General features: G+C 68.7%; 23 protein-coding genes. 15 read left to right on the top strand and 8 right to left on the bottom strand.

Annotated elements, in window-relative coordinates; translation table 11 throughout:
- Nucleotides 1–195 precede the first annotated feature (195 nt).
- The 4 genes from ACLJRL_RS26065 to ACLJRL_RS26050 all read right to left on the bottom strand — a co-directional run bounded on the left by ACLJRL_RS26065 (nucleotide 196) and on the right by ACLJRL_RS26050 (nucleotide 3,862).
- A complete protein-coding gene (locus ACLJRL_RS26065; RefSeq protein ID WP_410658898.1) occupies nucleotides 196–750 on the bottom strand; it encodes a hypothetical protein in 555 nt (184 codons plus the stop codon).
- Between the two features lie 135 nt (nucleotides 751–885).
- On the bottom strand, nucleotides 886–2,403 hold the full coding sequence (locus ACLJRL_RS26060) for a tripartite tricarboxylate transporter permease (protein WP_410658897.1): 1,518 nt from the start codon (nucleotides 2,401–2,403) through the stop codon (nucleotides 886–888).
- Entirely contained in the window at nucleotides 2,403–2,897 is a 495-nt protein-coding gene (locus ACLJRL_RS26055; protein WP_410658896.1) for a tripartite tricarboxylate transporter TctB family protein, read from the bottom strand. Before ACLJRL_RS26055 ends, ACLJRL_RS26060 begins: the two co-directional genes overlap by 1 nt.
- The gene (locus ACLJRL_RS26050; protein ID WP_410659058.1) at nucleotides 2,894–3,862 is read right to left on the bottom strand and encodes a Bug family tripartite tricarboxylate transporter substrate binding protein; all 969 of its coding nucleotides are present in this window, start codon (nucleotides 3,860–3,862) and stop codon (nucleotides 2,894–2,896) included. Before ACLJRL_RS26050 ends, ACLJRL_RS26055 begins: the two co-directional genes overlap by 4 nt.
- A 132-nt stretch (nucleotides 3,863–3,994) precedes the next feature.
- On the opposite strand from ACLJRL_RS26050, the gene ACLJRL_RS26045 reads away from it, so the two are divergent.
- The 3 genes from ACLJRL_RS26045 (at nucleotide 3,995) to ACLJRL_RS26035 (ending at nucleotide 6,660) form a co-directional block, all read left to right on the top strand.
- Nucleotides 3,995–5,527, top strand: coding sequence for an ATP-binding protein (locus ACLJRL_RS26045; protein ID WP_410658895.1), 1,533 nt, complete (start codon nucleotides 3,995–3,997; stop codon nucleotides 5,525–5,527).
- Nucleotides 5,524–6,186 carry a response regulator gene (locus ACLJRL_RS26040; RefSeq protein WP_410658894.1) on the top strand — a complete coding sequence of 221 codons (663 nt, stop codon included), beginning with the start codon at nucleotides 5,524–5,526 and terminating at the stop codon, nucleotides 6,184–6,186. Before ACLJRL_RS26045 ends, ACLJRL_RS26040 begins: the two co-directional genes overlap by 4 nt.
- Nucleotides 6,187–6,300: 114 nt before the next feature.
- Nucleotides 6,301–6,660: a hypothetical protein gene (locus ACLJRL_RS26035; RefSeq protein ID WP_410658893.1), complete on the top strand. Its 360-nt coding sequence runs from the start codon at nucleotides 6,301–6,303 to the stop codon at nucleotides 6,658–6,660.
- Between the two features lie 11 nt (nucleotides 6,661–6,671).
- On the opposite strand, the gene ACLJRL_RS26030 is transcribed toward ACLJRL_RS26035, so the two are convergent.
- The 4 genes from ACLJRL_RS26030 to ACLJRL_RS26015 form a co-directional block, all read right to left on the bottom strand.
- A complete protein-coding gene (locus ACLJRL_RS26030; RefSeq protein WP_410658892.1) occupies nucleotides 6,672–7,781 on the bottom strand; it encodes a DUF222 domain-containing protein in 1,110 nt (369 codons plus the stop codon).
- On the bottom strand, nucleotides 7,753–7,929 hold the full coding sequence (locus ACLJRL_RS26025) for a hypothetical protein (RefSeq protein WP_410658891.1): 177 nt from the start codon (nucleotides 7,927–7,929) through the stop codon (nucleotides 7,753–7,755). The genes ACLJRL_RS26030 and ACLJRL_RS26025 overlap by 29 nt, the downstream gene beginning before the upstream one ends.
- 117 nt (nucleotides 7,930–8,046) lie before the next feature.
- Entirely contained in the window at nucleotides 8,047–8,823 is a 777-nt protein-coding gene (locus tag ACLJRL_RS26020; protein ID WP_410658890.1) for an isocitrate lyase/phosphoenolpyruvate mutase family protein, read from the bottom strand.
- Between the two features lie 55 nt (nucleotides 8,824–8,878).
- Nucleotides 8,879–9,427 carry a TetR/AcrR family transcriptional regulator C-terminal domain-containing protein gene (locus ACLJRL_RS26015; RefSeq protein WP_410658889.1) on the bottom strand — a complete coding sequence of 183 codons (549 nt, stop codon included), beginning with the start codon at nucleotides 9,425–9,427 and terminating at the stop codon, nucleotides 8,879–8,881.
- An 84-nt stretch (nucleotides 9,428–9,511) separates the two neighbouring features.
- Here ACLJRL_RS26015 and ACLJRL_RS26010 point away from each other — a divergent pair, with 84 nt between their 5' ends.
- The 12 genes from ACLJRL_RS26010 to ACLJRL_RS25955 all read left to right on the top strand — a co-directional run bounded on the left by ACLJRL_RS26010 (nucleotide 9,512) and on the right by ACLJRL_RS25955 (nucleotide 23,887).
- Nucleotides 9,512–10,714 (top strand): ROK family protein, encoded by a 1,203-nt coding sequence (locus tag ACLJRL_RS26010; RefSeq protein ID WP_410658888.1) that lies wholly within the window; start codon nucleotides 9,512–9,514, stop codon nucleotides 10,712–10,714.
- Between the two features lie 249 nt (nucleotides 10,715–10,963).
- On the top strand, nucleotides 10,964–12,187 hold the full coding sequence (locus ACLJRL_RS26005; RefSeq protein ID WP_410658887.1) for an ROK family protein: 1,224 nt from the start codon (nucleotides 10,964–10,966) through the stop codon (nucleotides 12,185–12,187).
- Nucleotides 12,184–13,686: a sugar ABC transporter ATP-binding protein gene (locus ACLJRL_RS26000; RefSeq protein ID WP_410658886.1), complete on the top strand. Its 1,503-nt coding sequence runs from the start codon at nucleotides 12,184–12,186 to the stop codon at nucleotides 13,684–13,686. The genes ACLJRL_RS26005 and ACLJRL_RS26000 overlap by 4 nt, the downstream gene beginning before the upstream one ends.
- Nucleotides 13,683–14,720 carry an ABC transporter permease gene (locus ACLJRL_RS25995; RefSeq protein ID WP_410658885.1) on the top strand — a complete coding sequence of 346 codons (1,038 nt, stop codon included), beginning with the start codon at nucleotides 13,683–13,685 and terminating at the stop codon, nucleotides 14,718–14,720. Before ACLJRL_RS26000 ends, ACLJRL_RS25995 begins: the two co-directional genes overlap by 4 nt.
- Nucleotides 14,721–14,742: 22 nt before the next feature.
- Complete coding sequence (locus ACLJRL_RS25990) at nucleotides 14,743–15,795, top strand: substrate-binding domain-containing protein (RefSeq protein ID WP_410658884.1); 1,053 nt, start codon at nucleotides 14,743–14,745, stop codon at nucleotides 15,793–15,795.
- Nucleotides 15,796–15,836: 41 nt separating this feature from the next.
- Nucleotides 15,837–17,006 carry a Gfo/Idh/MocA family protein gene (locus tag ACLJRL_RS25985; RefSeq protein ID WP_410658883.1) on the top strand — a complete coding sequence of 390 codons (1,170 nt, stop codon included), beginning with the start codon at nucleotides 15,837–15,839 and terminating at the stop codon, nucleotides 17,004–17,006.
- 121 nt (nucleotides 17,007–17,127) lie between these two features.
- Nucleotides 17,128–18,285: an inositol-3-phosphate synthase gene (locus tag ACLJRL_RS25980; RefSeq protein ID WP_410658882.1), complete on the top strand. Its 1,158-nt coding sequence runs from the start codon at nucleotides 17,128–17,130 to the stop codon at nucleotides 18,283–18,285.
- Nucleotides 18,282–19,130, top strand: coding sequence for an SCO3242 family prenyltransferase (locus tag ACLJRL_RS25975; RefSeq protein ID WP_410658881.1), 849 nt, complete (start codon nucleotides 18,282–18,284; stop codon nucleotides 19,128–19,130). Before ACLJRL_RS25980 ends, ACLJRL_RS25975 begins: the two co-directional genes overlap by 4 nt.
- Complete coding sequence (locus ACLJRL_RS25970; RefSeq protein ID WP_410658880.1) at nucleotides 19,127–20,572, top strand: EboA domain-containing protein; 1,446 nt, start codon at nucleotides 19,127–19,129, stop codon at nucleotides 20,570–20,572. Before ACLJRL_RS25975 ends, ACLJRL_RS25970 begins: the two co-directional genes overlap by 4 nt.
- 2 nt (nucleotides 20,573–20,574) lie before the next feature.
- Nucleotides 20,575–21,438: a TatD family hydrolase gene (locus tag ACLJRL_RS25965; protein ID WP_410658879.1), complete on the top strand. Its 864-nt coding sequence runs from the start codon at nucleotides 20,575–20,577 to the stop codon at nucleotides 21,436–21,438.
- Nucleotides 21,435–22,517 (top strand): metabolite traffic protein EboE, encoded by a 1,083-nt coding sequence (gene eboE / locus ACLJRL_RS25960; protein ID WP_410658878.1) that lies wholly within the window; start codon nucleotides 21,435–21,437, stop codon nucleotides 22,515–22,517. Before ACLJRL_RS25965 ends, eboE begins: the two co-directional genes overlap by 4 nt.
- Nucleotides 22,514–23,887: an alkaline phosphatase family protein gene (locus tag ACLJRL_RS25955; protein WP_410658877.1), complete on the top strand. Its 1,374-nt coding sequence runs from the start codon at nucleotides 22,514–22,516 to the stop codon at nucleotides 23,885–23,887. Before eboE ends, ACLJRL_RS25955 begins: the two co-directional genes overlap by 4 nt.
- Nucleotides 23,888–23,983: the final 96 nt, after the last annotated feature.

The raw sequence follows: 23,983 nt of genomic DNA, 5'->3' as shown, positions 1-23,983 counted from the left end.
ATGAACTTGTTCACCTCGTTCGGTGTCGTTGCGCGAAGCCCGGGGGATGCGCCACCGGCAGTACCGGCGTCACTGACTCCGCGTTGGCTGAAACGGCCCCAACGCACAGCCGGTTCAAAACGCGATCTAGCCGTTACCCTTTCGTTATCTTTAAACGAGGTGATGCCCTGCACACGTACAGCGACGCGAGGTGGTTCAAACGGCCCGGCGACGGCGGTGATAAGCGAGGGCCAGGGCGATGATGATCGGTCCCCAGAGCGCGGTCGGAGCGATGCATATCGTCGCCAGCGCGTCCCAGCCGTCGCTGCTGTATCCGATGCTCTCGGCCACGCCGAAAACGGTGAGCCGTCGGTCGCCGCCGAGCGGAACGGAGCTGAACAGCGCGGTGAGGATCAGGCCACCGAGGACGGCGGGGACCACGGCCGCCATCGGCCGGACGCGCTTGCCGCCGATGAACGGGATCCGCCGGGGAGCCACCTCACCCCAGCCGCGGACGAGCCCGATGGCCAGGATCGCGGTCACTTCGGTGAACACGCTGAGCGCGAGGACGTACGGGATGCTCAGCCAGAGCGGCGGCATCCCACGGTCTTGGAGCTGCCCCATCTCGAAGTGGAAGGCGAAGGGAAGCCGCCACAGGCACGAAGGCAGCAGGAGCCAGGGAAGCGCGTAGGCCAGGCGCATCGCCCAGCGGGGAACCGGTCGCTCGGTGTCACTCACGGCCGGGGGGAGGTGGAGGATCTTCGTGCTCATGACGTCGATCCTCGGGGGGCGAGCGTCCCGAAAGATCACTCGCGAGGGCCGGTTCGCTCCTTCTCGGGAGTGAACGCGCGAGAAGGCCCGGCCTCGGGGCAGTCGAGGCCGGGCCGGGTAAAGGGTTCTCGCAGGTCAGACGTCCGCCTTGTCCTTGGGCTCCGCCTCGGCGGCGGGCGGGCGGGACGGGAGGAAACGCTTGATCAACGGGAAGAACAGGAGCACCAGGATGATCACGTAGACCACGATCGAGAACGGGGTGTTGACCAGCCCGCCCAGATCGCCGTCGCTCAGTTGCAGCGCGCGCCGCATCTGCTGTTCGGCCGCCGGGCCGAGGATGACCCCGATGATCGCGGGCAGCACCGGCAGGCCGTAGCGGCGCATCGCGAAGCCCAGCAGGCCGATCACGAACATGACCAGCAGGTCGAAGATGTCCGCGTTCACCGCATACGCGCCGACGCTGGCGAAGAACAGGATGCCCGCGTAGAGGTACGGCCGCGGGATCCGCAGCAACTTCACCCACAGCGGTGCCAGCGGCAGGTTCAGCACCAGCAGCAGCGTCAACCCGACGAACAGCGACGCGATCAGGCCCCACACCAGCGAAGACTCGCGTTCGAACAGCAGTGGTCCCGGCTGGATCCCGTACTGCTGGAACGCCGCCAGCATCACGGCCGCGACCGCGGTGGTCGGCAGGCCCAGCGTCAGCATCGAGACCAGCGTCCCGGCAGCGGACGCCGAGGCGGTCGCCTCCGGACCCGCGACACCTTCGATGGCGCCCTTGCCGAACTCGTCCTTGTGCTTCGAGAGGCGCTTTTCCGTGACGTACGAGAGGAAAGTCGGGATCTCCGCGCCACCGGCGGGCACCGCGCCGAACGGGAATCCGATCAGCGGTCCGCGCAGCCACGGCTTCCACGTCCGCTTGAGGTCGGCGCGGGAAAGCCACGGCCTGCCGACCGGGATCGGCTTGAACGCGTTGCGGCGCAGATGTGCCGCCACCCACAGTGATTCGCCGACCGCGAACAGCGCGACCGCCACGATCACCACGTCGATCCCGTCGGCGAGGTGCAGCGAGCCGAACGTCAGCCGCTGCTGACCGGTCATCTCGTCCAGGCCGACCAGCCCGATGGTGAGACCGATCAGCAGGGACGCGACCCCGCGGATCCGGGAACTGCCGAGCACCGAGGTGACCGCGATGAACGCCAGCACCATGATCGCGAACAGGTCCGGGGCGCCGATGTCGACGGCGTGCTTCGCGATCACCGGGGCCAGCACGACCAGCGCGATCGTGCCGAGGATGCCGCCGACGAAGTGCCCGATCGCGGCCGCCGCAAGCGCTTGCGCCCCTCGGCCGCTGCGGGCCATGGGATTGCCGTCGATGGCCGCGACCACCGCCGCGCTCTCACCCGGGGTGTTGAGCAGGATCGACGTCGTCGAACCGCCGAACATGCCGCCGTAGTAGATGCCGGCGAACATGATGAACGCGCCGGTGGGTTCGAGCCCGTAGGTCACCGGGAGCAGCAGGGCGACCGCCATGGCCGGCCCGATGCCCGGCAGCACGCCGATCGCGGTGCCCAGCAGGACACCGATCGCCGCCATCGCGATATGGGTCGGGGTCAGCGCGGTGCCGAAGCCGTCGATGAGTTGCTGGAACATCAGAACACCTCCATCAACGGGCCACCGGGGAGCGGGACACCGAGCAGGTTGTTGAAGATCAGGAAGGTCACGACGGACATGCCCGCCGCGATCAGCGGGTCACGGACCAGGTTGCGGCTGCCGAGGGCGTACGCCGCGCCCCAGAACAGGATCGCGCCCGAGATCGGGAACCCGACCAGCCCGATCAGCGCCGCGTTCGCCAGGAAAGCGCCGCACAGCAACAGAACCGTACGCAGGTCGGCGGGTTCCGTGAGGTCGATGTCCTCGCCGCCCTCGGCTTCGCCCTTGCCGCCGCGCAGGACGTCGCGGGCCAGCAGCACCGCGACGATCAGCAGCAGCGAGCCGACCAGGATCGGCACCGCCTTCGGTCCCACCGGGCCGCGCTGGGCGAAATCGGTGGGAATGCTCAGCGCGTCGGTCAGCACCAGCACGCCGAGCACCAGAAGTACCACGCTCACCCCGAGTTCGGAGCGTTCCTTCATCCACGTGGTCATGCCAGACCCAGCTCTTTCAGCACCGTTGCCACTCGAGTGTTCTCCTCTTTGAGAAACGAACCGAACTGCTCCCCGGGTGCGAAAGCCCCGGTCCATCCGTTGCGCTGCAACGCTTCCTGCCACTGCGGCGTCTTCTGCAGCCGCTCGAAGAGGCTCACCAGCTTCGCGCGGTCGGCATCGGTGATGCCGGGCGGCGCGACGATTCCGCGCCAGTTCGTGAACTTCACGTCCACCCCGGACTCCGACAGTGTCGGCGCGTCGATCCCGGGGATCCGCTTCTCGCTCGTCACCGCCAGCACCCGGAGCGTGCCGGCCTGGATCTGGTCGCGGTATTCACCGACGCCGGAGACGCCGAACGCGACCTTGCCGCCGAGGACCGACGCCAGCAGCTCGCCGCCGCCGTCGAACTGGACGTAGTTGACCGCCTTGGGCGCGAGCCCGACCGCCTTCGCCATCAGCATCGGCGCCAGGTGATCCGGCCCGCCGGGCGACGAACCGCCGCCGACCTGAACCCCGCCCGGGTCCTTCTTCCACGCTTCGACCAGCTGGCCGATCGTCTGGAAAGGCGAGTCCTTGCCGACCACGACGATGTCCGACTCTTCGATCAGCTTCGCCACCGGCGTGGTGTCGAGCAGCGAAGACGGCGACTTGTTCGTGAACACACTGCCGACGACGCCGAGGCCCATCGACATGACGAGCTTGCCGTTGCCGCGTTCGGCCACCGTCCGGCCGAGGCCGACCGTGCCGCCGGCGCCGGGGAGGTTGAACACCTCCGCGTTGCCGAGGAGGTCCGCGTCCTCCATCGCCTTGGTCGCCGTGCGGGCCGTGATGTCGTAGCCGCCACCGGGTGCGTTGGGCACGAGCACTCGGATGGACCGGATCTGCGCGCCGTCGTCGGCCTCGCTGCCCGGTGTGAGCAACGGTGGCACCAGCAAAACGGCGACAAGCGCCGCCGCGATGGCCAACCAGCTACTGGGCTTCACTGTGATCCCCGCCTCTCTGCCGCGTGGTTGGACATGTTGCACTCGTGTAAACAGAGATGTCCCGCTTGCGGGCCTAAGGGTTGTTTTGTTCTTTCTGGTCACGAGGAGGTGGCGATGGGTGCTCGGGGTTCTCTGGCCCGCCAACTCCTCGTGTGGCAACTAGTAGTCGTCACCTGCCTACTGTGCGCGGTGGGCGTGCTGGCCGTCGTCCAGGCGGGGAACAACTTCCGCACGACCGAGGGACGGCGGGCGCTTTCGGTCGCGGAGAGTGTCGCCGCGCAGGGCGTCGTGGGCGACCTCGAGAACGGCCCGTTCGAACTGAACGCACCCGCCGAAACCGCGCGAAGCCTCTCCGGAGTGGACTCCGTCGTGATCGCGGGCGCGGACCGCTACGTGCTGGCGTCACCGGATCCGGGTCAGCTGAGGACCACACTCGACATCGGGGAGAGCACCGTCCTCTCTGGACGGTCCTGGGTCGGCGAACTCGACGGTTCGATCGTGGCGCACGTCCCGGTGCTCGACGCCAAGGGCGGCAAGGTGGTCCGCATGGTCGCGGTGGGTTCGAAGTCGCCCGGCTTCTTCTCCGGCGTGCTCGACTCGCCGGACAACGCCCTGCGGGTGCTGGGTGTCGCGCTGGTGATCGGGGTGAGCGGTTCGCTGCTGCTGGCGCGTCGGGTCAAGAACCAGACACTCGGACTGGAGCCGCACGAGATCACCGCGCTGGTGGAGAACCGGGAAGCGCTCCTGCACGGCATCAAGGAGGGTGTCGTCGGCTTGGACCCGCAGGACCGGATCACGCTCGTGAACGATCACGCCCGTGAGCTGCTGGTGCTACCGGAGGACGCCGTCGGCCGGTCGGTCGAGGACCTCGATCTGAACGAGCGGATCCGCGACGTGCTCACCGGGCGCGCGACCGGTGCCGACCAGATCGTGTTGCGGCAAGGGAAGGTGCTGACCCTGAACCGGATGCCGATCGACGTGCGCGGCGCCGTCGTCACCCTGCGGGACCGCACCGATCTGATGACCCTGCGGGACGAACTCGACGCCAGCAGGCACGCCACCGACACCCTTCGCGCGCAGGCGCACGAATTCAGCAACCGGCTGCACACCATCTCCGGTCTGCTGGAACTCGGGGAATACGACGAAGTCCGCGGCTACGTCAGCCGGATCAGTTCGGCGCAGGGCGAATGGCGGGCGGAGGTCGGCTCGCGGATCGGCGACCCGGCGGTGGCGGCACTGCTGATCGCGAAGGCGTCGCTCGCGGCGGAACGCGGAGTCGGGCTGCGGATGGCCCCGGACAGCGAACTGGACCGCGTCGAGGACGGCCTGTCCACGGATCTGGTGACAGTACTGGGAAACCTCGTCGACAACGCCCTTGACGCGCTCGGTGGCGAGCGCGGTTGGATCGAAGTCGGTGTGTGGCAGGAGGATGACGAAGTGCGTGTGGAGGTCCGTGATTCCGGGCCCGGTGTCGCCCCGGAAATCGCCGAAGAAGTCTTCGAACACGGCTTCACCACGAAGGCCGCGGCGCACGGCCAGCGTGGTCTCGGGCTGGCGCTGATCCGGCAGGCCTGTGTGCGGCGCGGCGGTTCCGTCGAGGTGCACAACTCCGGCGGCGCCGTGTTCACGGCAAGGCTTCCGCGATGATCCGGGTCCTCGTCGTCGACGACGATTTCATGGTCGCGAAAGTCCACAGTGGATACGTCGCCCGCACCGAGGGCTTCGCTGTCGTCGGCGTCGCGCACACCGGCGCCGACGCGATCCGCCTGGCGCGCGAGCTGAAACCGGATCTGGTGCTGCTGGACGTCTACCTGCCCGACCTCGACGGGCTTTCGGTGCTGCGGGAACTGCGCGCCACCGAAGACGTCGACGTCATCGTGATCACCGCGGCCACCGATATCGAGACCGTGCGGCACGCGATGCGGGGCGGGGTGCTGCACTATCTGATCAAACCGTTCGAGTACGCGTCCCTGCGTGACCAGCTCACCCATTTCGCCGCGCTGCATCAGCGTCTGGACCGGCTGGCCGAGGCCGGGCAGGCCGACGTCGACCGGGTCTTCGGTGCGCGGCCGAGCGCGAAACCCGTACTGCCCAAGGGACTCACCGCGGAAACCGCCCGACTGGTGGAGACCGCGCTGCGCGGCGCGCCCGGCGGGATGTCCGCGAGCGAATGCGCCGAGGCGACCGGTGTGGCGCGGGTGAGCGCGCGGCGGTACCTGGAGCATTTCGTGGCGATGCGGAAGGCCGAAGTGACCCTCAAGTACGGCGGGACGGGACGGCCCGAGCGCCGCTACCTCTGGTCGTGACCCTGGGGACTGCCGCCATTAGAGGACTACTTGCGGAGGTGGGCCACGGCAAAGCGATCCGTGCCAGGATGGCGGTGAGGCACGAAGGGTCCACCATCACCTGGGGAGTTGGTCATGGCTTTGTCGCATCTCGCGGTTTCGGGCGCTGCCGGCGCGGTTCTGCTGGCGAGCGCGCTGTCCGGTGGTACGCCGTCGGCGCAGGAGGTCAGCCCGCACTGTCAGCAGGACGGCTACTGCCTCTTCTCCGGCACCGATTTCGGCGGCACCAAGGTCTCGGTGCCGACCGGGCGGGGTTGCAAACCGGTGTCCGCGCTCGGGATTCCCGCGGCGGGTTCGGCGGCGCGAGGCTTCGGCGACGCCAACGCGCTGGAGTTGTACGCCGACGAAGCTTGCACTGTCTCGGCGGGCACGGTGTTCCACGAGATCCCCGACACCGCCGCCAAGGCGTACCGGCTGATCCCGATCCCGGGTTAGTCATCGGCGGTTCAGATCCGTAGGTGCAGGGTGTTTCGGCGTGGGGTGCCGGTGGGGTCGAGGTAGGTGGGTGGGGTGAATTCGGGGAGTCCGTCTTGGGCGATGTGGACTTTCCATTGGCTGCTGTGGATGAGTTTGTGGTGGCGGCCGCAGAGTAGGACGAGGTTGTCGATTTTTGTTTCGCCGTGGTGTCGCCACATGACGATGTGGTGTGCGGTGCAGCGGAAGACGGGCATGTCGCAGCCGGGCCAGGCGCAACCCCCGTCGCGGGCGGTGAGTGCGTATTTCTGGGGGATGGTGACGGTGCGGGCGCTGCGTCCGACGTCGAGTGGTTCTCCGGCTTTGCCGAGGACGACGGGTCGGATGCGGCAGTCGCAGGCCAGGGTTCTCGCGTCGGTGGCGTTGAGCGGCCCGGCAAGCTCCAGCTGGGCCTTACCCAGATCGTTCATCAGGTCTTCGTAGGACATGGTGATCAGGATGTGGGTGGATTCCCCCGCCTGGCCTGGTAGATCGGGGCTGGCGGTTTTCATGCGTATGTAGTCGCCGAAGGCGTCTCCGTACCGTTCGGCCTGGGTCCGCGGATCGCGTTCCCCGTCCTCGGTTTTGTGGGGTTTCGCCAGGGGATCGAGGTCGGTCCTCAACCGGGCGTAAATCTCTTGGTCCACGGTCGCGACCACTCCGAGGCTGCCGTCCCGGTGGTGGACGAACTTCAACTCGGGCCGTACGGGTTTCGGGTCGTCGTCCTTCGGTTCTTTCCCGTCGGGGTCGAGGCGGGCGAGCAGGTCACGTCCGGCCCGGGCGACTGCTTTCGGCCCGGCGACCCGGGCAAGGTCGACCAGGATCTTCTCCCCGGCCCGGATCTCTGGCTCGGACACGGTGGCGGGGATCTGGGTGAGGGTGCGGATGATCGGATCGAGCTGCGCACCACCCACCGCGCCCTCGGCAGCGGCCACAGCCGCCAACGGAGCCACCGCGGGCACATCCTGACCGGTGAACGTCGGTGTCGGATGCAGAGCCAGTACCCGTTCGGCACGGGCTTTCGCATCGGCGGGGGTCAGGCGCAGGTCTTCCTCGATCAACCCGGCCAGTGAGTCATGCCCGGACACACCCCGCAAACCCACGCCGATGAATTTCGGCATACACCTCGTATTGCTCGGCCAGCAGTTTCCGGACCGCGATCTCGATGTCCACTGTCCGCGACAGCAGCATGTTCTTGTCGACGCGCCACCATTCGTGGCGCGTCGACTCGGGAACATCGGTGCTGGTCACAGCATCGAGACTACCAGTATTCGAACGCGTGTTCTATCTAATTCACGAGGTATTTGAAGTCGTCGGAATCACTCTAAAGGGGTAGTCTGCGATGACGTTTTGCGGAAATGTGCGAGCTCAGGCGAGAAGGTCGTTGAGTTCTCCGTAATCGACGGCTTCCTCCAACCGCGAATACGTGCCGGTAGAGAACAGTTCTCGCGCGCTTTCGCGGACGACGGCGTAGGCGGCCTGGCTGATCCCGGAGCCGACGCTCACCCGTGCGACGCCGAGTTCGGCCAGTTCCTTGACGCTCGGCGCGCCCGGGTGGGCCATCACGTTCACCGGCGCGTCGATGCCTTCGACGAGCGCGGTGATCACGGCGGGGTCGGTGACGCCGGGGACGAAGATGCCGTCCGCTCCGGCTCGCAGATACGCCGCGGCGCGCTCCAGGGTCTCCGGCAATCCGCCCAGTCCCATCAGGAAAGTGTCGATCCGCGCGTTGACGAACAACGCCTCGCTCGCCGCCCGGGCCGCCGCGATCCGCGGGACGACCTCCTCGGGCGAACGCGTGCCGTCCTCGATGTTGATCCCGACGGCGCCGGCGGCCACCACCGCCGCGACGGTTTCGGTGACGCCCTCCGGGGTGCTCGCGTAGCCGCCCTCGATGTCGGCGGTCACCGGAACCCCGCTCGCGCGGACGATCCGGGCGATCAGGTCCACCGCGCGGTCGCGCTCCAGCCGGTCGCCGTCGGGAGCGCCGAGACTCCACGCCACGCCCGCGCTCGTGGTGGCGATCGCCGCGGCCCCGGCGTCCTCGACGAGCCGGGCGCTGGCGACGTCCCAGGCGTTCGCCAGCACCAGCGGGTTCGACGGGGTGTGCAGGGAACGGAAGAGCCGGGCGTTGTCGGTCGTCATGGCGGTAGTCCAGCAGTCCCGCGCCGCTTGGTCTGGCGGATTTGCGACATCGACCTCAGGCCACAGCCGCCCGGAGACCGGCGATCAAGAGCGCGAGGCCGTATTCGAAGGAGGCGCCTGGATCCTCGTCGTGGTCGGTCACCGATTCGCCGTCGGCTTGCTGCTGCTCGTCGATCGCGCAGCCGAGGGTGTACCGGCTGATCGCGAGGATCGCGTGTGTCGCGTCCTCCTCGGCGAAACCGGCTTCCAGCAAGGGTTTGATCAGCGGGTTCATCGCCGACTGTTCGGTCGGGCGGGAACCCGCGTGCAGGCGGGCGCCGTCCCGATAGGACAGGAGGGTGCAGCGGATGGTGCGGGCTCGCCGGGCGAGCCACTCGCCCCAGTCGTCCACCGACGCCGGATCGTCCAGTGGCGCGAGGTGGTCGTCCAGCATGGTTTCGGCCATCTGATCCAGCAGTGCCTGCTTGCTTTTGAAGTGCGTGTACAGCGCCGGACCCTGTACGCCGAGCTTGTCCCCGAGCTTGCGCAGGCTCAAGCCGTCCAGTCCGACCTCGTCGAGGAGTTCGAGCGCGGCTCGAACGTAGCCATCACGTCTAACGACCATGGGCACACCTTCGCCGGTCGGTATCGCGCTTGACAACCCGGCGCGTGCGGGACACCCCGGGGGTGACGCCGTAGGCTCAGCTGAATGAGCACGGCATCCACCACGGAGCATCCGATGGTCGAAACCCGGCACCAGACGCAGTTGCTCACGATGCTGCGAGACGAGGGCCCGATGTCCCGGGTCGAGCTGGGGGAGCGGCTGGAGCTGCCGCGTGCCCGGGTGGGTGCGGAAGTCGCGCGGCTGGCCGAGGTCGGGCTCGTCGAGCGGGCGGGGCCTTCGGCGAGCCGGGGCGGCAGGCGTTCGACGCTGGTGCGGCTGGCGGGTGACCTTCGCGTGCTCTCCGTCGACGTCGGCGCTACGTCGGTCGGGGTCGCCCTCACCGACGCTTCGTGCGAGGTGCTGGTGCACACCGTCGAGGACTGCGACGTCCGGCAAGGGCCGCACGCCGTCCTCAAACGCGTGAGCGCCCTCGCGGAGAAGATCCGCGAAGAGGCGCCGGGCAAGCTGATCGCCGCCGGGATCGGCCTGCCGGGGCCGGTGAGCTTCGCCGAGGGGATGGCGGTGGCGCCGCCGATAATGCCCGGCTGGGACCGGTTCTCCGTGCGCGACCACCTCGGCGGCCTGCTGGGCTGCCCGGTCACCGTCGACAACGACGTGAACGCGATGGCCCTCGGCGAACGGCACGCCGGGGTCGCCCGCTCCACCGACGACCTGGTGTTCGTCAAGATCGGTACCGGCATCGGCTGCGGGATCGTGCTCGGCGGCAAGGTGTACCGCGGGGTCGCCGGTACGGCGGGCGACATCGGGCACATCCGGCTCGACGACTACGGGCCGACCTGCGCGTGCGGCGAGGTCGGCTGCCTCGAGGCGTACTTCGGCGGCGGCGCTCTGGCCCGAGACGGGCTGACGCTGGCGCGCAGCGGACGGTCGGTGTACCTCGCCGACGTCGTCGCGGACCGCGGCGTGATCACCGCCCAGGACGTCGGCCGCGCGGCCGCGGCGGGTGACTTCGGCGCGGTCAACCTGATCCGCGACGGCGGACGGCGGCTCGGCCAGGTGGTCGCGTCACTGGTCAGTTTCGTCAACCCCGGCATGGTCGTGATCGGTGGCGGTGTGGCGCAGCTCGGGCACCAGCTGCTCGCCGAGATCCGCAGCTCCGTCTACCGGCGTTCGCTGCCGCTGGCGACCGGCAACCTGCCGATCGTGCTGTCCGAACTCGGCGACACCGCCGGCGTCATCGGCGCGGCCTGGTCGGCCACCGACCGGGCCTTCACACTCAGCAGCTGAACCTCTTTACGCGCGTTCCCGGAGACGTTGAGCATCCACCTGATTCCGATTAGTAACGTCAAGATCGTACAGACTTTTGCACTTTGAGTACAAAAGTCTGTACCGATTTGGACGTCTATTCGGGTGACGGAGGGCATTTCTGTCTTGTTGTCACCTTGACGAGTGACAGCGACCACCCTACTTTCGCTTGCTAAGTAACAAAGTTTGTTACGGGCGATTCGTAAGTGAGGGGTAGTCAAGTGAGGCAGTGTGGCCGCGACTGATCCCGGGCAGGTGGACCCGGTCAGCCCACGCACGGCGAACCTCGCCGCGCTCCTGAGGGCGCTGCGCGCGGGTCCGCTGTCGCGTACCCAGCTCGCCGCCCGGTGCGGCATCACCAAGGCCATGGTCTCCGGCTTGATCACCGAACTGTTCGAACGCGGTCTCGTCCGGCCCGCCGGACTGCAGGCCGGCGGCAACGGCAGGCCCAGCCAGCTGGTCGAACTGAACGGCGGAAGCGCCTACGGGCTCGCGCTGAGCGTCGAGGCCGACCGCTTCGCCGCCGTCGTCACGAACCTCGAAGGCCGCGTCGTCGCCGAGCGGACCGAGACCGCCGACGTCGCCGCGCTCGGCCTCCACCGGAGCATGGACGAACTCGCCTTCCTCGCCGGACAGGTGCTGCGCGACGACCGGCCCGTCGGCGTCACGGTCTCCGTCCCCGGCCTGGTCGACTCGGCCGCCGCCGTGCTGCGGTTCGCGCCGACACTGCGCTGGCGCGACGCCGAGATCGCCGACCTGCTGGCCGCCCGGCTCGGCCTGCCCGCCGATGCCATCGGCGTCGACAACGAAGCCAACCTCGGCGCCGTCGGTGAGGCTGTCGCGGGTGTCGGCGGCGGTGTCCGCGAACTCTTCTACCTCAGCGGCGGGATGGGCGTCGGCGGCGGACTCGTCTCCGGCGGCGCGATCCTGCGCGGCGCCCGCGGATTCGCCGGCGAGGTCGGGCACATCACCGTCGACCCGTCCGGCGAACAGTGCCCGTGCGGCCGCGTCGGCTGCCTGGAGACCAAGGCCGGGCTCAACTCCGTGCTGCGCGGCGCCGCCTCGCCGGGTGACCCGCTGCACGATCCCGCGCTCGGCGTCGACGGCCGGGTCGGGCTGCTCAAGCACCGCGTGCAGCGCGGTGACCAGCGCGCCGTCGCCGCGGTCTCCGAACTCGGGGTCGCGCTCGGCATCGCGGTGTCCACCGTGGTCGATGTGCTCGACCCCGACCTCGTCGTGCTCGGCGGCTACTTCGCCGAACTGGGCGAGTGGCTGGTCGAGCCGGTACGCCGCGAACTGTCCGCGCGGCCGCTCGGCCATGAGCCCGCCTGCCGGGTCGTGACCTCGCCGCTCGGCACCACCGCCCCGATCCGCGGGGCCGCGCACCTGGCCACCGAACGGCTTTTCGCCGATCCGACGCTTGTCCCGTTCGTCACCGAGGAGGCTCCGGCATGAGTTTGCTGTCCGTCCGGGGGATCGTTAAGACCTTTCCCGGAGTGCGTGCCCTCGACGGCGTCGACTTCGACGTCGAAGCCGGAGAAGTGCACTGCCTCCTGGGCCAGAACGGCGCAGGCAAGTCCACGCTGATCAAGACCCTCGCCGGGGCGCACCGTCCCGACGAAGGCGAGATCACCTGGCAGGGCGAGCCGGTCTCGCTGCCGTCGCCGGTGGCCGCGCTGAAGATCGGCATCGCCACCATGTACCAGGAACTCGACCTGGTGCCCGGGCTTTCCGTCGCCGACAACATCTTCCTCGGCCGTGAGCGCGCGAGCTTCGGCTTCACGAAGATCAGCGAGTCCCGTGCCCTGGCCGCCAAGCTGATGACCCGGCTCGGGCATCCGGAGATCACGCCGTCGACCGAGGTCGGCAAGCTCTCCGCCGCCGGGCAGCAGCTGGTCTCGATGGCGCGGGCGCTCGCGTACGACGCGAAGCTCCTGGTGATGGACGAGCCCACCGCGGCGCTGGCGGGGGAAGAGGTCGACAACCTGTTCCGCATCGTCGGCGAACTGACCGCCGAGGGTGTCGCGATCATCTACATCTCCCACCGCCTCGAAGAACTGCGCCGGATCGGGCACCGCGTCACCGTGCTCAAGGACGGCAAAACCGTCTCGACCGGGCTCGACGCCAAGGAAACGCCGACCGCCGACCTCGTCGCGCTGATGGCCGGCCGCAAGGTCGAGACCGTGTTCGGCCCGCGTCACCAGGAGCACGTGGACCCGGACACCGAGGTCCTCAAGGTGGAGAACCTGACCACCGAGGGCGAATTCGAGAACGTGAGCTTCACCGTGCACGCCGGCGAGGTCGTCGGGATCGCGGGCCTGGTCGGCTCCGGCCGCAGTGAACTGCTGGAGACGATCTTCGGCGCGCGCAAGCCGGACGCGGGATCGGTCCAGGTCGACGGGGAATCCGTCCGGCCGGGCAGCGTGTCCGCGGCGGTCAAGGCGGGAATCGGCCTGGCGCCGGAGGAACGCAAGAGCCAGGGCCTCCTGCTGGAACTGCCGGTGGTGCACAACGTGACGTTGGCGAGCCTCTCCAAGTACTCGACGTTCGGGTTCACCGAGCGGTCCAAGGAACTGCAGGACGCCGGGGAAAGCCTGCGGCGCCTCGATCTCCGGCCCGCCGACCCGCAGCGCATCATCCGCACGCTTTCCGGCGGCAACCAGCAGAAGGCGGTGCTGGCGCGGTGGCTGGTCCGCGGCTGCCGGGTCCTGCTGCTGGACGAGCCGACCCGCGGGGTCGACGTCGGCGCGCGCGCCGAGCTATACCGGCTGATCGAGGAACTCGCCGCGACCGGGGTCGCGATCGTGCTGGTCTCCAGCGAGATCCCCGAAGTACTCGGACTGTCCGACCGGGTGCTGGTGCTGCGAGAAGGACGTGTCCTGGCTGAAAAGCCGTCTGCGGAACTGACAGAGGCGGATGTGCTCGACGTGATTCTCGAGGGGAGTGCGGCGTGACTGACCAAGCCGAATCGGTGCGTACGGGAAACGCTGGGGAGGAACCCTCACCACCCAAAGAGCTCGTGTCATCTCAAAAGAGGGGAACTTCCTTCCCGCTCGACACCCGGCTGATCGGGCTGCTCGGCGTGCTGGTGATCCTGTGCGTCGTCGGGGCGGTGACCCGGCCGGACCAGTTCCTGACCGAGGGCAACATCTCGACCATCCTCCGGCTGGCCGCGGCCATCGGCGTGGTCAGCGTCGGGATGACGTTCGTGATCATCGCCGGCGGCATCGACCTCTCGGTCGGGTCGATCCTGGCGCTGTCCAGTGTCTGGCTGACCACGTTGGCCACCCAGGCCTACGGTCCGGTCATGATGGTCCTTTGTGGACTTCTGGTCGGCCTCGGTTGTGGTCTGGTCAACGGGATCCTGGTCTCGTACGGGAAGGTCGTACCGTTCATCGCGACACTGGCGATGCTGGTCGCGGCCCGTGGTCTCGCGGAACGCATCAGCGGCCGCCGCACACAGGTGGTCGCCGACACCGGTTTCCTCGAGTTCTTCCGCGGCGACCTGCTCGGGATCCCGGTGCTGATCTGGATGTTCGCGCTGGTGTTCGCGGTCGGCTGGGTGGTGCTGAACCGCACCACGTTCGGCCGCCGCACCTACGCCGTCGGCGGCAACGCCGAGGCGTCCCGGCTGGCGGGTATCAACGTCAAGCGGCACACCGCACTCGTCTACGGCGTCGCCGGCCTGTGCTGCGGCATCGCCGCGCTGATGGTCGTCGCCCGCACCACCGCGGGCGCCTCGACCAACGGCATGCTCTACGAGCTCGACGCCATCGCGGCGGTCGTCATCGGCGGCACGCTGCTCACCGGTGGCCGCGGCTCACTCATCGGCACCCTCATCGGCGTGCTGATCTTCACCGTGCTGTCCAACATCTTCACGCTCAACAACCTGGACACCGACATCCAGAACATCGCCAAGGGCGTGATCATCGTGCTGGCCGCGCTACTGCAGTTCCGCTCCGTCAAAAAGACAAAGACGAACACTTGATCACCGTGGATGGAGAGTCGTCATGACCGAACAATCCCTGCAACGCCGTCGCTTCCTGCTGGGAGGCGCGGCCGTCGGAGCGGGTGCGCTGCTGACCGCGTGCACCTCGAACGAGGCACCGGCGCAGAACAACGCCGCCAATGTCGCCAACGCCGGGGCCAACTCGCAGCCCGGAACCCCTGTCACCATCGGGTTTTCCGCTCCCGCCGCCGACCATGGCTGGATGGCGGCCATCACCAAGAACGCCCGCGCGCAGGCGCAGAAGTTCAGTGAGGTCACGCTCAACGCGACCGAGGGCACCAACGACGTCAACCAGCAGATCTCGCAGGTGGAGACGCTGATCAACGCCAAGGTCAACGTGCTGGTGATCCTGCCGTTCGACGGCAAGGCGCTGACCGCGGTGGGCCAGCAGGCGATGGACGCCGGCATCCAGGTGATCAACCTGGACCGCGTCTTCGACACCCCGCTCGCATACCGCACCTGGATCGGTGGCGACAACTACCGGATGGGTGTCAACGCGGGCAACTACATCGCCCAGCAGCTGAAGGCGAAGAACATCGCCAGCCCGATCATCGGCGAGGTCGCGGGTATCGACTCGCTGCCGCTGACCCAGGAACGCAGCAAGGGCTTCAAGGACGCCTTGGCACGTCAGGGTTTCGCCGTCGGACCGCGGGTCTCGGCCCAGTTCACGCCGGAGTCGGGCGAGCAGCAGACCTCGAACCTGCTGCAGTCCGCGCCCAAGCTGGACGCCCTGTGGAACCACGACGACGACCAGGGTGTCGGCGTCATCGCGGCGATCAACAACGCGAACCGCAAGGACTTCCTGATGGTCGGCGGCGCCGGCTCGAAGAACGCGATGAACCTGATCAAGTCCGACGCCGAGCCGCTCAAGGCGACGGTGCTCTACAGCCCGTCGATGGCGTCTTCGGCGATCTCGCTCGCGCGTCTTCTGGGTCAGAGCAAGGGCGCCGGTGACTTCGCCGAGCACGAGATCCCCGCCGAGATCACCACGTACTCCGCGGTGGTCACCAAGGAGAACGTCGACAAGTACATGGACGTCGGCTTCGACTCGTAGAGCAGCAGTACTCCCGACACGCAGGCGGACCTAGGAGGGGCATGAGCACGGCAAGGGAAACGATCGGGATCGGCATGGTGGGTCACGCGTTCATGGGTGCGGTGCATTCGCACGCCTGGCGCAACGTCCACCGGTTCTTCGAACCACCGTTGATCCCGAGACTCGCCGTGCTCGGCGGCCGCGACGAAGGACGGGCGAAGGCCGCGGCGGAGCGGTTCGGCTGGGAAGACGTCGAGACGGACTGGCGTGCGTTGATCGCCCGCGAGGACGTCGACCTGGTCGACATCTGCACGCCGGGCGACAGCCACGCCGAGATCGCGATCGCCGCGCTCGAGGCCGGAAAGCACGTGTTGTGCGAGAAACCGCTGGCCAACACCCTCGCCGAAGCCGAGGCGATGGCCGAAGCCGCGGCGAAGGCGCGCGAAAACGGCGTCCGGTCCATGGTGGCCTTCAACTATCGCCGGGTGCCCGCGCTCGCGCACGCCAGGAAACTGGTCGCGAGCGGGGCGCTCGGCGAGATCCGGCACGTGCGGTCGGTCTACCTGCAGGACTGGCTTTCCGACCCGCTGTCGCCGATGACCTGGCGGCTGCACAAGGACAAGGCGGGTTCGGGAGCGCTGGGCGACCTCGGCGCGCATATCGTCGACGCCGCCCAGTTCGTCACCGGTGAGACCATCACCGGCGTCTCCGCGCTGACGAACACCTTCGTCAAGGAGCGGCCGGACGGCGACGGCGGGACCGGACAGGTCACGGTCGACGACACCGCGTTGTTCCTCGGCCGGTTTTCCGGCGGGGCCGTGGCGAGTTTCGAGGCGACCCGGTTCGCGCTGGGCCGCAAGAACTCGATGCGGCTGGAGATCAACGGGTCGAAGGCGAGCCTCGCGTTCGACTTCGAATCGATGAACGAACTGTCCTGGTTCGACGGCGGCGAACCCGCCACCGAGTCCGGGTTCCGCCGGATCCTGGTCACCGAACCGGAGCACCCCTACGTCGGGGCGTGGTGGCCGCCGGGCCACCTGCTGGGCTACGAGCACACCTTCACCAACGAGGTCGCCGACCTGCTCACCGCGATCGGCGAAGACACGGATCCGGCCCCGTCCTTCGAGGACGGATTGAGGGTTCAGCAGGTTCTCGACGCCGTCGAACGCAGCGCGGCGGAAGAGGCGCGATGGACCGCTGTGCCGGGCGTCACTGCCAAGGGGAGTAACTGAGGAGTAGTTCCAGCCGAAAGTCGCATGGACGTACATCAGTGCGACTTGGTTCGATCCGAAACGTCCGACCATCCGAGGACATACATCGCTGGGACGTTTCGGGTTTGGGAAAGGTGGAGAAATGCCTGCTCAGGAGCGCACGGGCATCTGGTTGATCGGCGCGAGAGGATCGGTGGCCACGACCGCCGCGGTAGGGCTGCTGGCCCTCCGCGCGCGGGTGGCCGGTCCGACCGGCTGTGTCACCGAGCTGCCCGCGTTCGCCGGGGTTCCGTTGCCGGGCTGGGACGATCTGGTCCTCGGCGGGCACGACATCGTGCACACGCCGCTGGAGAAGCGTGCCGAACAGCTGGCCGGGGCCGGCGTGTTCGGCCACTCGGTGTTCGCGGCGGTCCGGTCCGGACTGGCCGAAGTGGACGCCGAGATCCGCGACGGCTACCACCCGGCGACGCATACGGGTGCCCAGGCCGACGCGGCCGCGCGGCTCACCGCGGACATCCGGGCTTTCGCCGGCCGTCACGACCTCGCGCGGGTCGTGGTGGTCAACGTGTCCTCGACCGAGGCCCCGTGCCCGCACCTTCCCGAACACGACGATCTCGACGCGCTCGAAGAGGCGCTGGCGGATCCCACGAGGGCGGTGCTCCCGTCCAGTTCGCTGTCGGCCTACGCGGCGCTGAAGGCGGGCAGTCCGTACGTCGAGTTCACGCCGTCCGCCGGGATCACCCTGCCCGCGCTGCGGCAGCTCGCCGAGCGGGCAGGCCTGCCCTACGCGGGTTCCGACGGTAAGACCGGCGAGACCCTGCTCCGTACCGTCCTCGCGCCGATGTTCAGCGCTCGGGCGCTGAAGGTCCGTTCCTGGGCGGGCACCAACCTGCTCGGCGGGGGCGACGGCGAGACCCTGGCCGACCCGGTGACCGCGAACAGCAAGCTGGAATCCAAGGCCCGCGGGCTCGCGGCGCTGCTCGGCGACGACGTCACCGCGCCGCTGCACATCGACAACGTGCCCGACCTCGGCGAGGTCAAAACCGCTTGGGACCACGTGTCGTTCGAGGGTTTCCTCGGCGCGCGGATGAGCCTGCAGTTCACCTGGACCGGCTTCGACTCGGCGCTCGCGGCGCCGCTGATCCTCGACCTCGCCAGGCTGGTCACCACGGCGCACGCCGACGGCCAGAGCGGCGCGCTGACCGAACTCGGCTTCTTCTTCAAGGACCCGCTCGGCAGCGACGAGCACCGGTTCGCCGAGCAGGCCACCCGCCTGATCACCTGGGCGGGAGCCCTGTGAAGGCCTACATCGAACTGGTTCGCGCGCCCGCGGCGCTGACGGTGCTCGGCGACACGGTCGCCGGGTCCGCGGCGGCGGGCCTCAAGATGACCGGGCGACGACTGCTGCTGCCGCTCTCCTCGGTCGCCTTCTACTGGGCCGGGATGGCCCTCAACGACTGGGCGGACCGGAAGCTCGACGCCGTGGAGCGTCCCGAGCGGCCGATCCCGTCCGGGCGGGTGAGCGCCGGCGCGGCGCTCACCACCGGAGTCACGCTGACCGCGGCCGGGCTGGGCCTGGCCGCGCTCGGCGGTGGCCGTCAGGCGATGCGTGTGGCGGTTCCGCTGGCGGCGGCGGTGTGGGCCTACGACACGCTGCTCAAGCCGACCCCGGCCGGGCCTGTCGCGATGGCGGCCTGCCGCACGCTCGACGTCCTGCTCGGCGCCGGTGGCGAGACCAGGCTCGCGGCCGGTGCCGCGGCGGCGGTGGGCGTGCACACGCTCGGCGTCACGGCGCTGTCCACCGGGGAAGTCCACGGCGCGAAACCGGGCACGGCCCGTGCCGCTCTCGCCACCAGCTGTGCGGCGACAACGTTGGCACTGACCGGACCGGCCCGCGGTGGCTGGCACCGGCTCGCCTCGATGGCCGCCGGTTCCGGGTACGCGGGGATGGTCGGCCGGGCGCAGGCGGACGCCGTCCGCGACCCGTCGGCGAAATCCGTCCGCACGGCGACCAAGACCGGCATCCACGGCATGGTCCCGCTGCAGGCGGCGGTCACCGCCAAGGGATCGGTGCTCGGGGCCGTGCTGGTCGCGGCCGCGCTGCCGATCGCCCGCAAGCTGTCGCGGAAGGTGAGCCCCACATGACGTTTTCCCTGGGATACGGCACCAACGGGTTCTCCAACCACCGTCTCGACGACGCGCTCGCCGTGATCGCCGACCTCGGTTACACCGGGGTGGCGCTGACGCTGGACCACGATCACCTCGACCCGTTCGCCGACGATCTGCCGCGGCGGGTCGAGCACGTGGCCTCCCGGCTTTCGGCGCTCGGCCTGAACCGCGTCGTGATCGAAACGGGCGCGCGGTACCTGCTCGACCCGTGGCGCAAGCATTCGCCGACGCTGCTGTCCGAAGACCCCGCGCTCCGGATCGACTTCCTGGCGCGGGCCTTGCAGATCGCCGGGGACCTCGGCGCGGACTGTGTTTCTTTCTGGTCAGGTGTGTCGACTTTTGACAACACTGTGGACAATGAGGTCGCGTGGTCCCGGTTGCGCGACGGCGTCGCGGCGGTCTTGGAGCACGCTTCGCGACTGAACGTCCGGCTGGCCATGGAGCCCGAACCCGGGCACCTCGTGCAGCATCTGAGCCAGGTTCTGGACCTGCGCAAAGAACTCGGCGACCCGGAACTGTTCGGCGTCACGCTCGACGTCGGGCACTGCGTCGCCGTCGAGCCGGTCGACGCGGCGGAATGCGTCCGCCTCGCCGGGCCGCTGCTGTGGAACGTCCAGCTCGACGACATGCTGCCGAAGGTCCACGAGCACCTGGAATTCGGTGACGGACAGCTGGATCTGCCCGCGACGCTGGCGGCGCTGAGCGAGATCGGCTACGGCGGGCTCGCCGCTGTCGAACTGCCCCGGCACAGCCACGCCGCACCGGACACCGCACGAAGGGCCTTCGAGGCACTGACTGAGGCGCTGACTGAGGCTCTGCCGGAGGACAGCTGGCTGACCAAGGCGGAAAGCCGGATCCGGGAGAAGCCGTCGGTCATCGGCTCGCTCTTCCCGGCCGTCGGCCGGGAGGTCGGACGGGCGGCTTTGCGGCCCGAAACCGATCCGCAGGGGCTCGTGCACAGCACCGTCGACGACCGGGCCCGCGTCCGGCTGATCGCGATACTGGCGGACTCGCTCGACGCTCCGGCGCTGGCCGGTGAGCTGCGCGACCTCTACCGCTACGGCGACGACGCCGAGCGGCGAGGGGTGCTCCGCGCGCTGAACTCACTGGACTCTCCGGACGCCGAAGTCGTCGACACCGGGATCCAACTGGTCGGGGACGCGTTGCGCGCCAACGACATCCGGCTCGTCGCCGCTGCCATGGGCGCCTTCGCGGCGCGTCACCTGGAGCCGCACGCGTGGCGGCACGGTGTCCTCAAATGCGTTTTCGTCGGCGTCCCGCTGGCCGCCGTCGCGGAGCTGGAATCCCGCGCGGACGACGAGCTTCGACGCATGCTCGCCGATTTCGCCGACGAACGCCGGGCGGCCGGACGTGACGTTCCCGCCGACGCCCTCTCTTTGCTCAAGGAAGGCCGCTGACCGTGCGCATCTTCGATCCCCACATCCACATGTCCTCCCGGACCACCGACGACTACGAAGCGATGTACGCCGCCGGAGTCCGCGCCCTCGTCGAACCCGCCTTCTGGCTCGGACAGCCGCGCACCAGCGTCGGCTCGTACACCGACTACTTCGACGCGCTCATCGGCTGGGAACGGTTCCGCGCCGCCCAGTTCGGCATCCGGCACCACTGCACGATCGCGCTGAACCCCAAGGAAGCCAACGATCCCCGCTGCCGCGAGGTGCTCGACGTGCTGCCGAGGTACCTGGCCAAGGACGGCGTCGTCGCGGTCGGCGAGGTCGGTTACGACTCGATGACCAAGGAAGAGGACGAGGTCTTCGCCCGGCAGCTGGCGATGGCCCTCGAACACGACCTTCCGGTGATGGTGCACACCCCGCACCGCGACAAGCTGGAAGGCACCAAGCGCACCCTCGATGTCGTCCGGGAAGCCGGGCTCGCCCCGGAGCGCGTGATCGTCGACCACCTCAACGAGGTCACCGTAGAGCTGGTCAAGGATTCCGGCGCCTGGATGGGTTTTTCGATCTACCCGGACACCAAGATGGACGAACACCGGATGGTCGAGATCCTGCGCCGGTACGGGCTGGACAAGATGATCGTCAACTCGGCCGCCGACTGGGGCCGCTCGGATCCCTTGAAGACGGCCAAGACCGGGCAGGCGATGCTCGACGCCGGCTTCACCGAGGCCGACGTCGACAAGGTGCTGTGGCAGAACCCGGTCGAGTTCTACGACCAGAGCGGCAGGCTCACCCTCGACCCGCTGCCCGGTTTCACCGGCGAGGCCGTGACCTTCGAGGGCAACTCGGTCCTGCGAGGTGCCCGCAAATGATCTCCTACTGTACGAACGTCCACCCCGCCGAAGATGTCGCCGGCATCGTCGCGCAGCTGGAGCGGTACGCGCTTCCGGTGCGTGAGCGGCTCGGCGCCGACAAGCTCGGCGTCGGACTGTGGCTTTCCGCGCCGGTCGCGCGGGGTCTCGCCGACGACACTCAGGCGCGCAAGGCGTTCCGTTCCGAGCTGGACGCGCGCGGGCTCAGTGTCTACACGCTGAACGCGTTCCCGTACGGCGGTTTCCACGACGAGGTCGTCAAGCACGCGGTCTACCGTCCTCAGTGGACGGACAGTGACCGGGTCTCCTACACGATCGATTGCGTGACCGTGCTCGCGGACCTGCTCGCCGAAGACGCCACCTACGGCAGTATCTCGACTCTGCCGTTGGCTTGGCGTGAACCGTGGACCGAACACGACGACCACGCCGCGGCCGCGGCCTTCGAACAGGTCGTCCGCGCGATCCGGGCGACCGGGGACCGGCCGATCCGCTTGGCTGTCGAGCCGGAACCCGGCTGCGTGCTCGACACCGTGGCCGACGCGCTGGCCTGGTTGTCCGGCCGCGTCGACCCGGAGTACGTCGGGCTGTGCCTGGACACCTGCCATCTCGCCGTGTCGTTCGCCGACCCGGCGGAGACACTGGCCGCGATCGCGAAGTCCGATGTGGACATCGTCAAGGTGCAAGCCTCCGCGGCGCTGCACGTCGAGAAGCCGGCCGAAGCACGGGAAGCCCTGGCCGCCTTCGCCGAACCTCGTTACCTGCACCAGGTGCGGGAACTCGGTGCAGACGGTGTCGTGCACAAGGCCGATGACCTGCCGGAGGCATGGCGACAATTACCAGGAGAACGCCCGTGGCGGGTGCACTTCCACATGCCGCTGCACCAGGCCCCGGCCGCACCGCTGGCCACCACCACCGACGTGCTGCGCACGGTCGCCGCCGGACTGCCCGGCGAACCGCATATCGAGGTCGAGACCTACACCTGGAGCGTCCTGCCGGACGCGGGCGACCTCGTCGGCGGGATCGCCGCGGAACTCGAATGGGCCCAGGCGAACCTCGTCAAGGAAGGGGCTTCCGCATGAAGCCGCTGGTCGTCATCGACGTCGTCGGGCTGACCCCGAAGGCGTTGCGGGACATGCCGAACCTGTCCGCCGTCGCCCGGGACGGCTGGCAGGCCGAACTCGGCACGGTGCTGCCCGCGGTCACCTGCAGTGCGCAGTCGACGTTCCTCACCGGGCTCATGCCCGCGCAGCACGGGATCGTCGGCAACGGCTGGTTCTTCCGCGAACTCGGCGAGATCTTCCTGTGGCGCCAGCACAACCGGCTCGTCAGTGGCGAGAAGCTGTGGGAGACCGCCCGATCCGCGCATCCGGGCTACACCGCCGCGAACGTCTGCTGGTGGTACGCGATGGGGATGAGCACCGACGTCACGGTGACCCCGCGGCCGATCTACCACGCCGACGGCCGCAAATCGCCGGACGCCTACGTGCGGCCGCCGGAACTGCACGATCAGCTCACCGGCGAACTGGGGGAGTTCCCGCTCTTCCAGTACTGGGGGCCGACGGCGTCGATCAAATCGAGCAAGTGGGTCATCGGCGCGTCGCGGCAGATCCTGCGCGAACGGCGGCCCGATCTGCTGCTGACCTACGTCCCGCATCTGGACTACGACCTGCAGCGCTTCGGTCCGGACGCGCCGCAGGCCGCGCTCGCCGCGCGGGAACTGGACAACGCACTGGTTCCGCTGCTCGACGACGCCCGCAACGCCGGGGCGACCGTGGTCGCGCTCAGCGAATACGGGATCACGAACGTCAGCAGGCCGGTCGACATCAACCGCGCGTTGCGTCGCGAAGGTCTGCTGGAGGTCTACACCCAGGCGGGGATGGAATACCTCGACCCGTGGGCCTCACGCGCGTTCGCCGTCGCCGACCACCAGGTCGCGCACGTCTACGTCCGCGACGAGTCCGATGTGGAGCGTGTGCGGTCGATCGTCGGCGAGCTGACCGGTGTCGACGAGGTCCTCGATCGCGAGGCACAGGCGAAGTACGGGATCGACCACGAACGCGCCGGCGAACTCGTCGCGGTCGCGGAGCCGGACTCGTGGTTCACCTACTACTACTGGCTCGACGACGCGCGGAAGCCCGACTTCGCGCGCGGCGTCGAGATCCACCGCAAACCGGGTTACGACCCCGCCGAGCTGTTCTTCGACCCGGAGGACAAGTTCGCCAAGGCGCGGGCCGGGCTCAACCTGGCGAAGAAGTTCGCCGGGCTGAGGTACGCGATGGACGTCGTCCCGACCGACCCGCGCTGGGTGCGCGGTTCCCACGGACGGCTACCGGATTCCACTGAGGACGGTCCGGTCCTGCTCTGCTCGGACCCGGCCTTCCAGCCGTCCGGCCGCATCGGTGCGACCGACGTTCATCCTCTCCTGTTGTCCCTGCAAGGCCTGAAATAAAAGAAGGGCACCTGTAAAAAGCACCCGTTCCTTGATCGCCGCCGCTCATCGAAAGGATCGCTACAGCCATGTCTCTGAAACGACGGCTCGGCGTGC

This window comes from Amycolatopsis sp. lyj-112 (genome assembly GCF_046549055.1).
GTDB lineage: Bacteria > Actinomycetota > Actinomycetes > Mycobacteriales > Pseudonocardiaceae > Amycolatopsis.
Note: the sequence above shows the minus strand (reverse complement) of the source record. Positions and strands in the feature narration are given on the sequence as shown.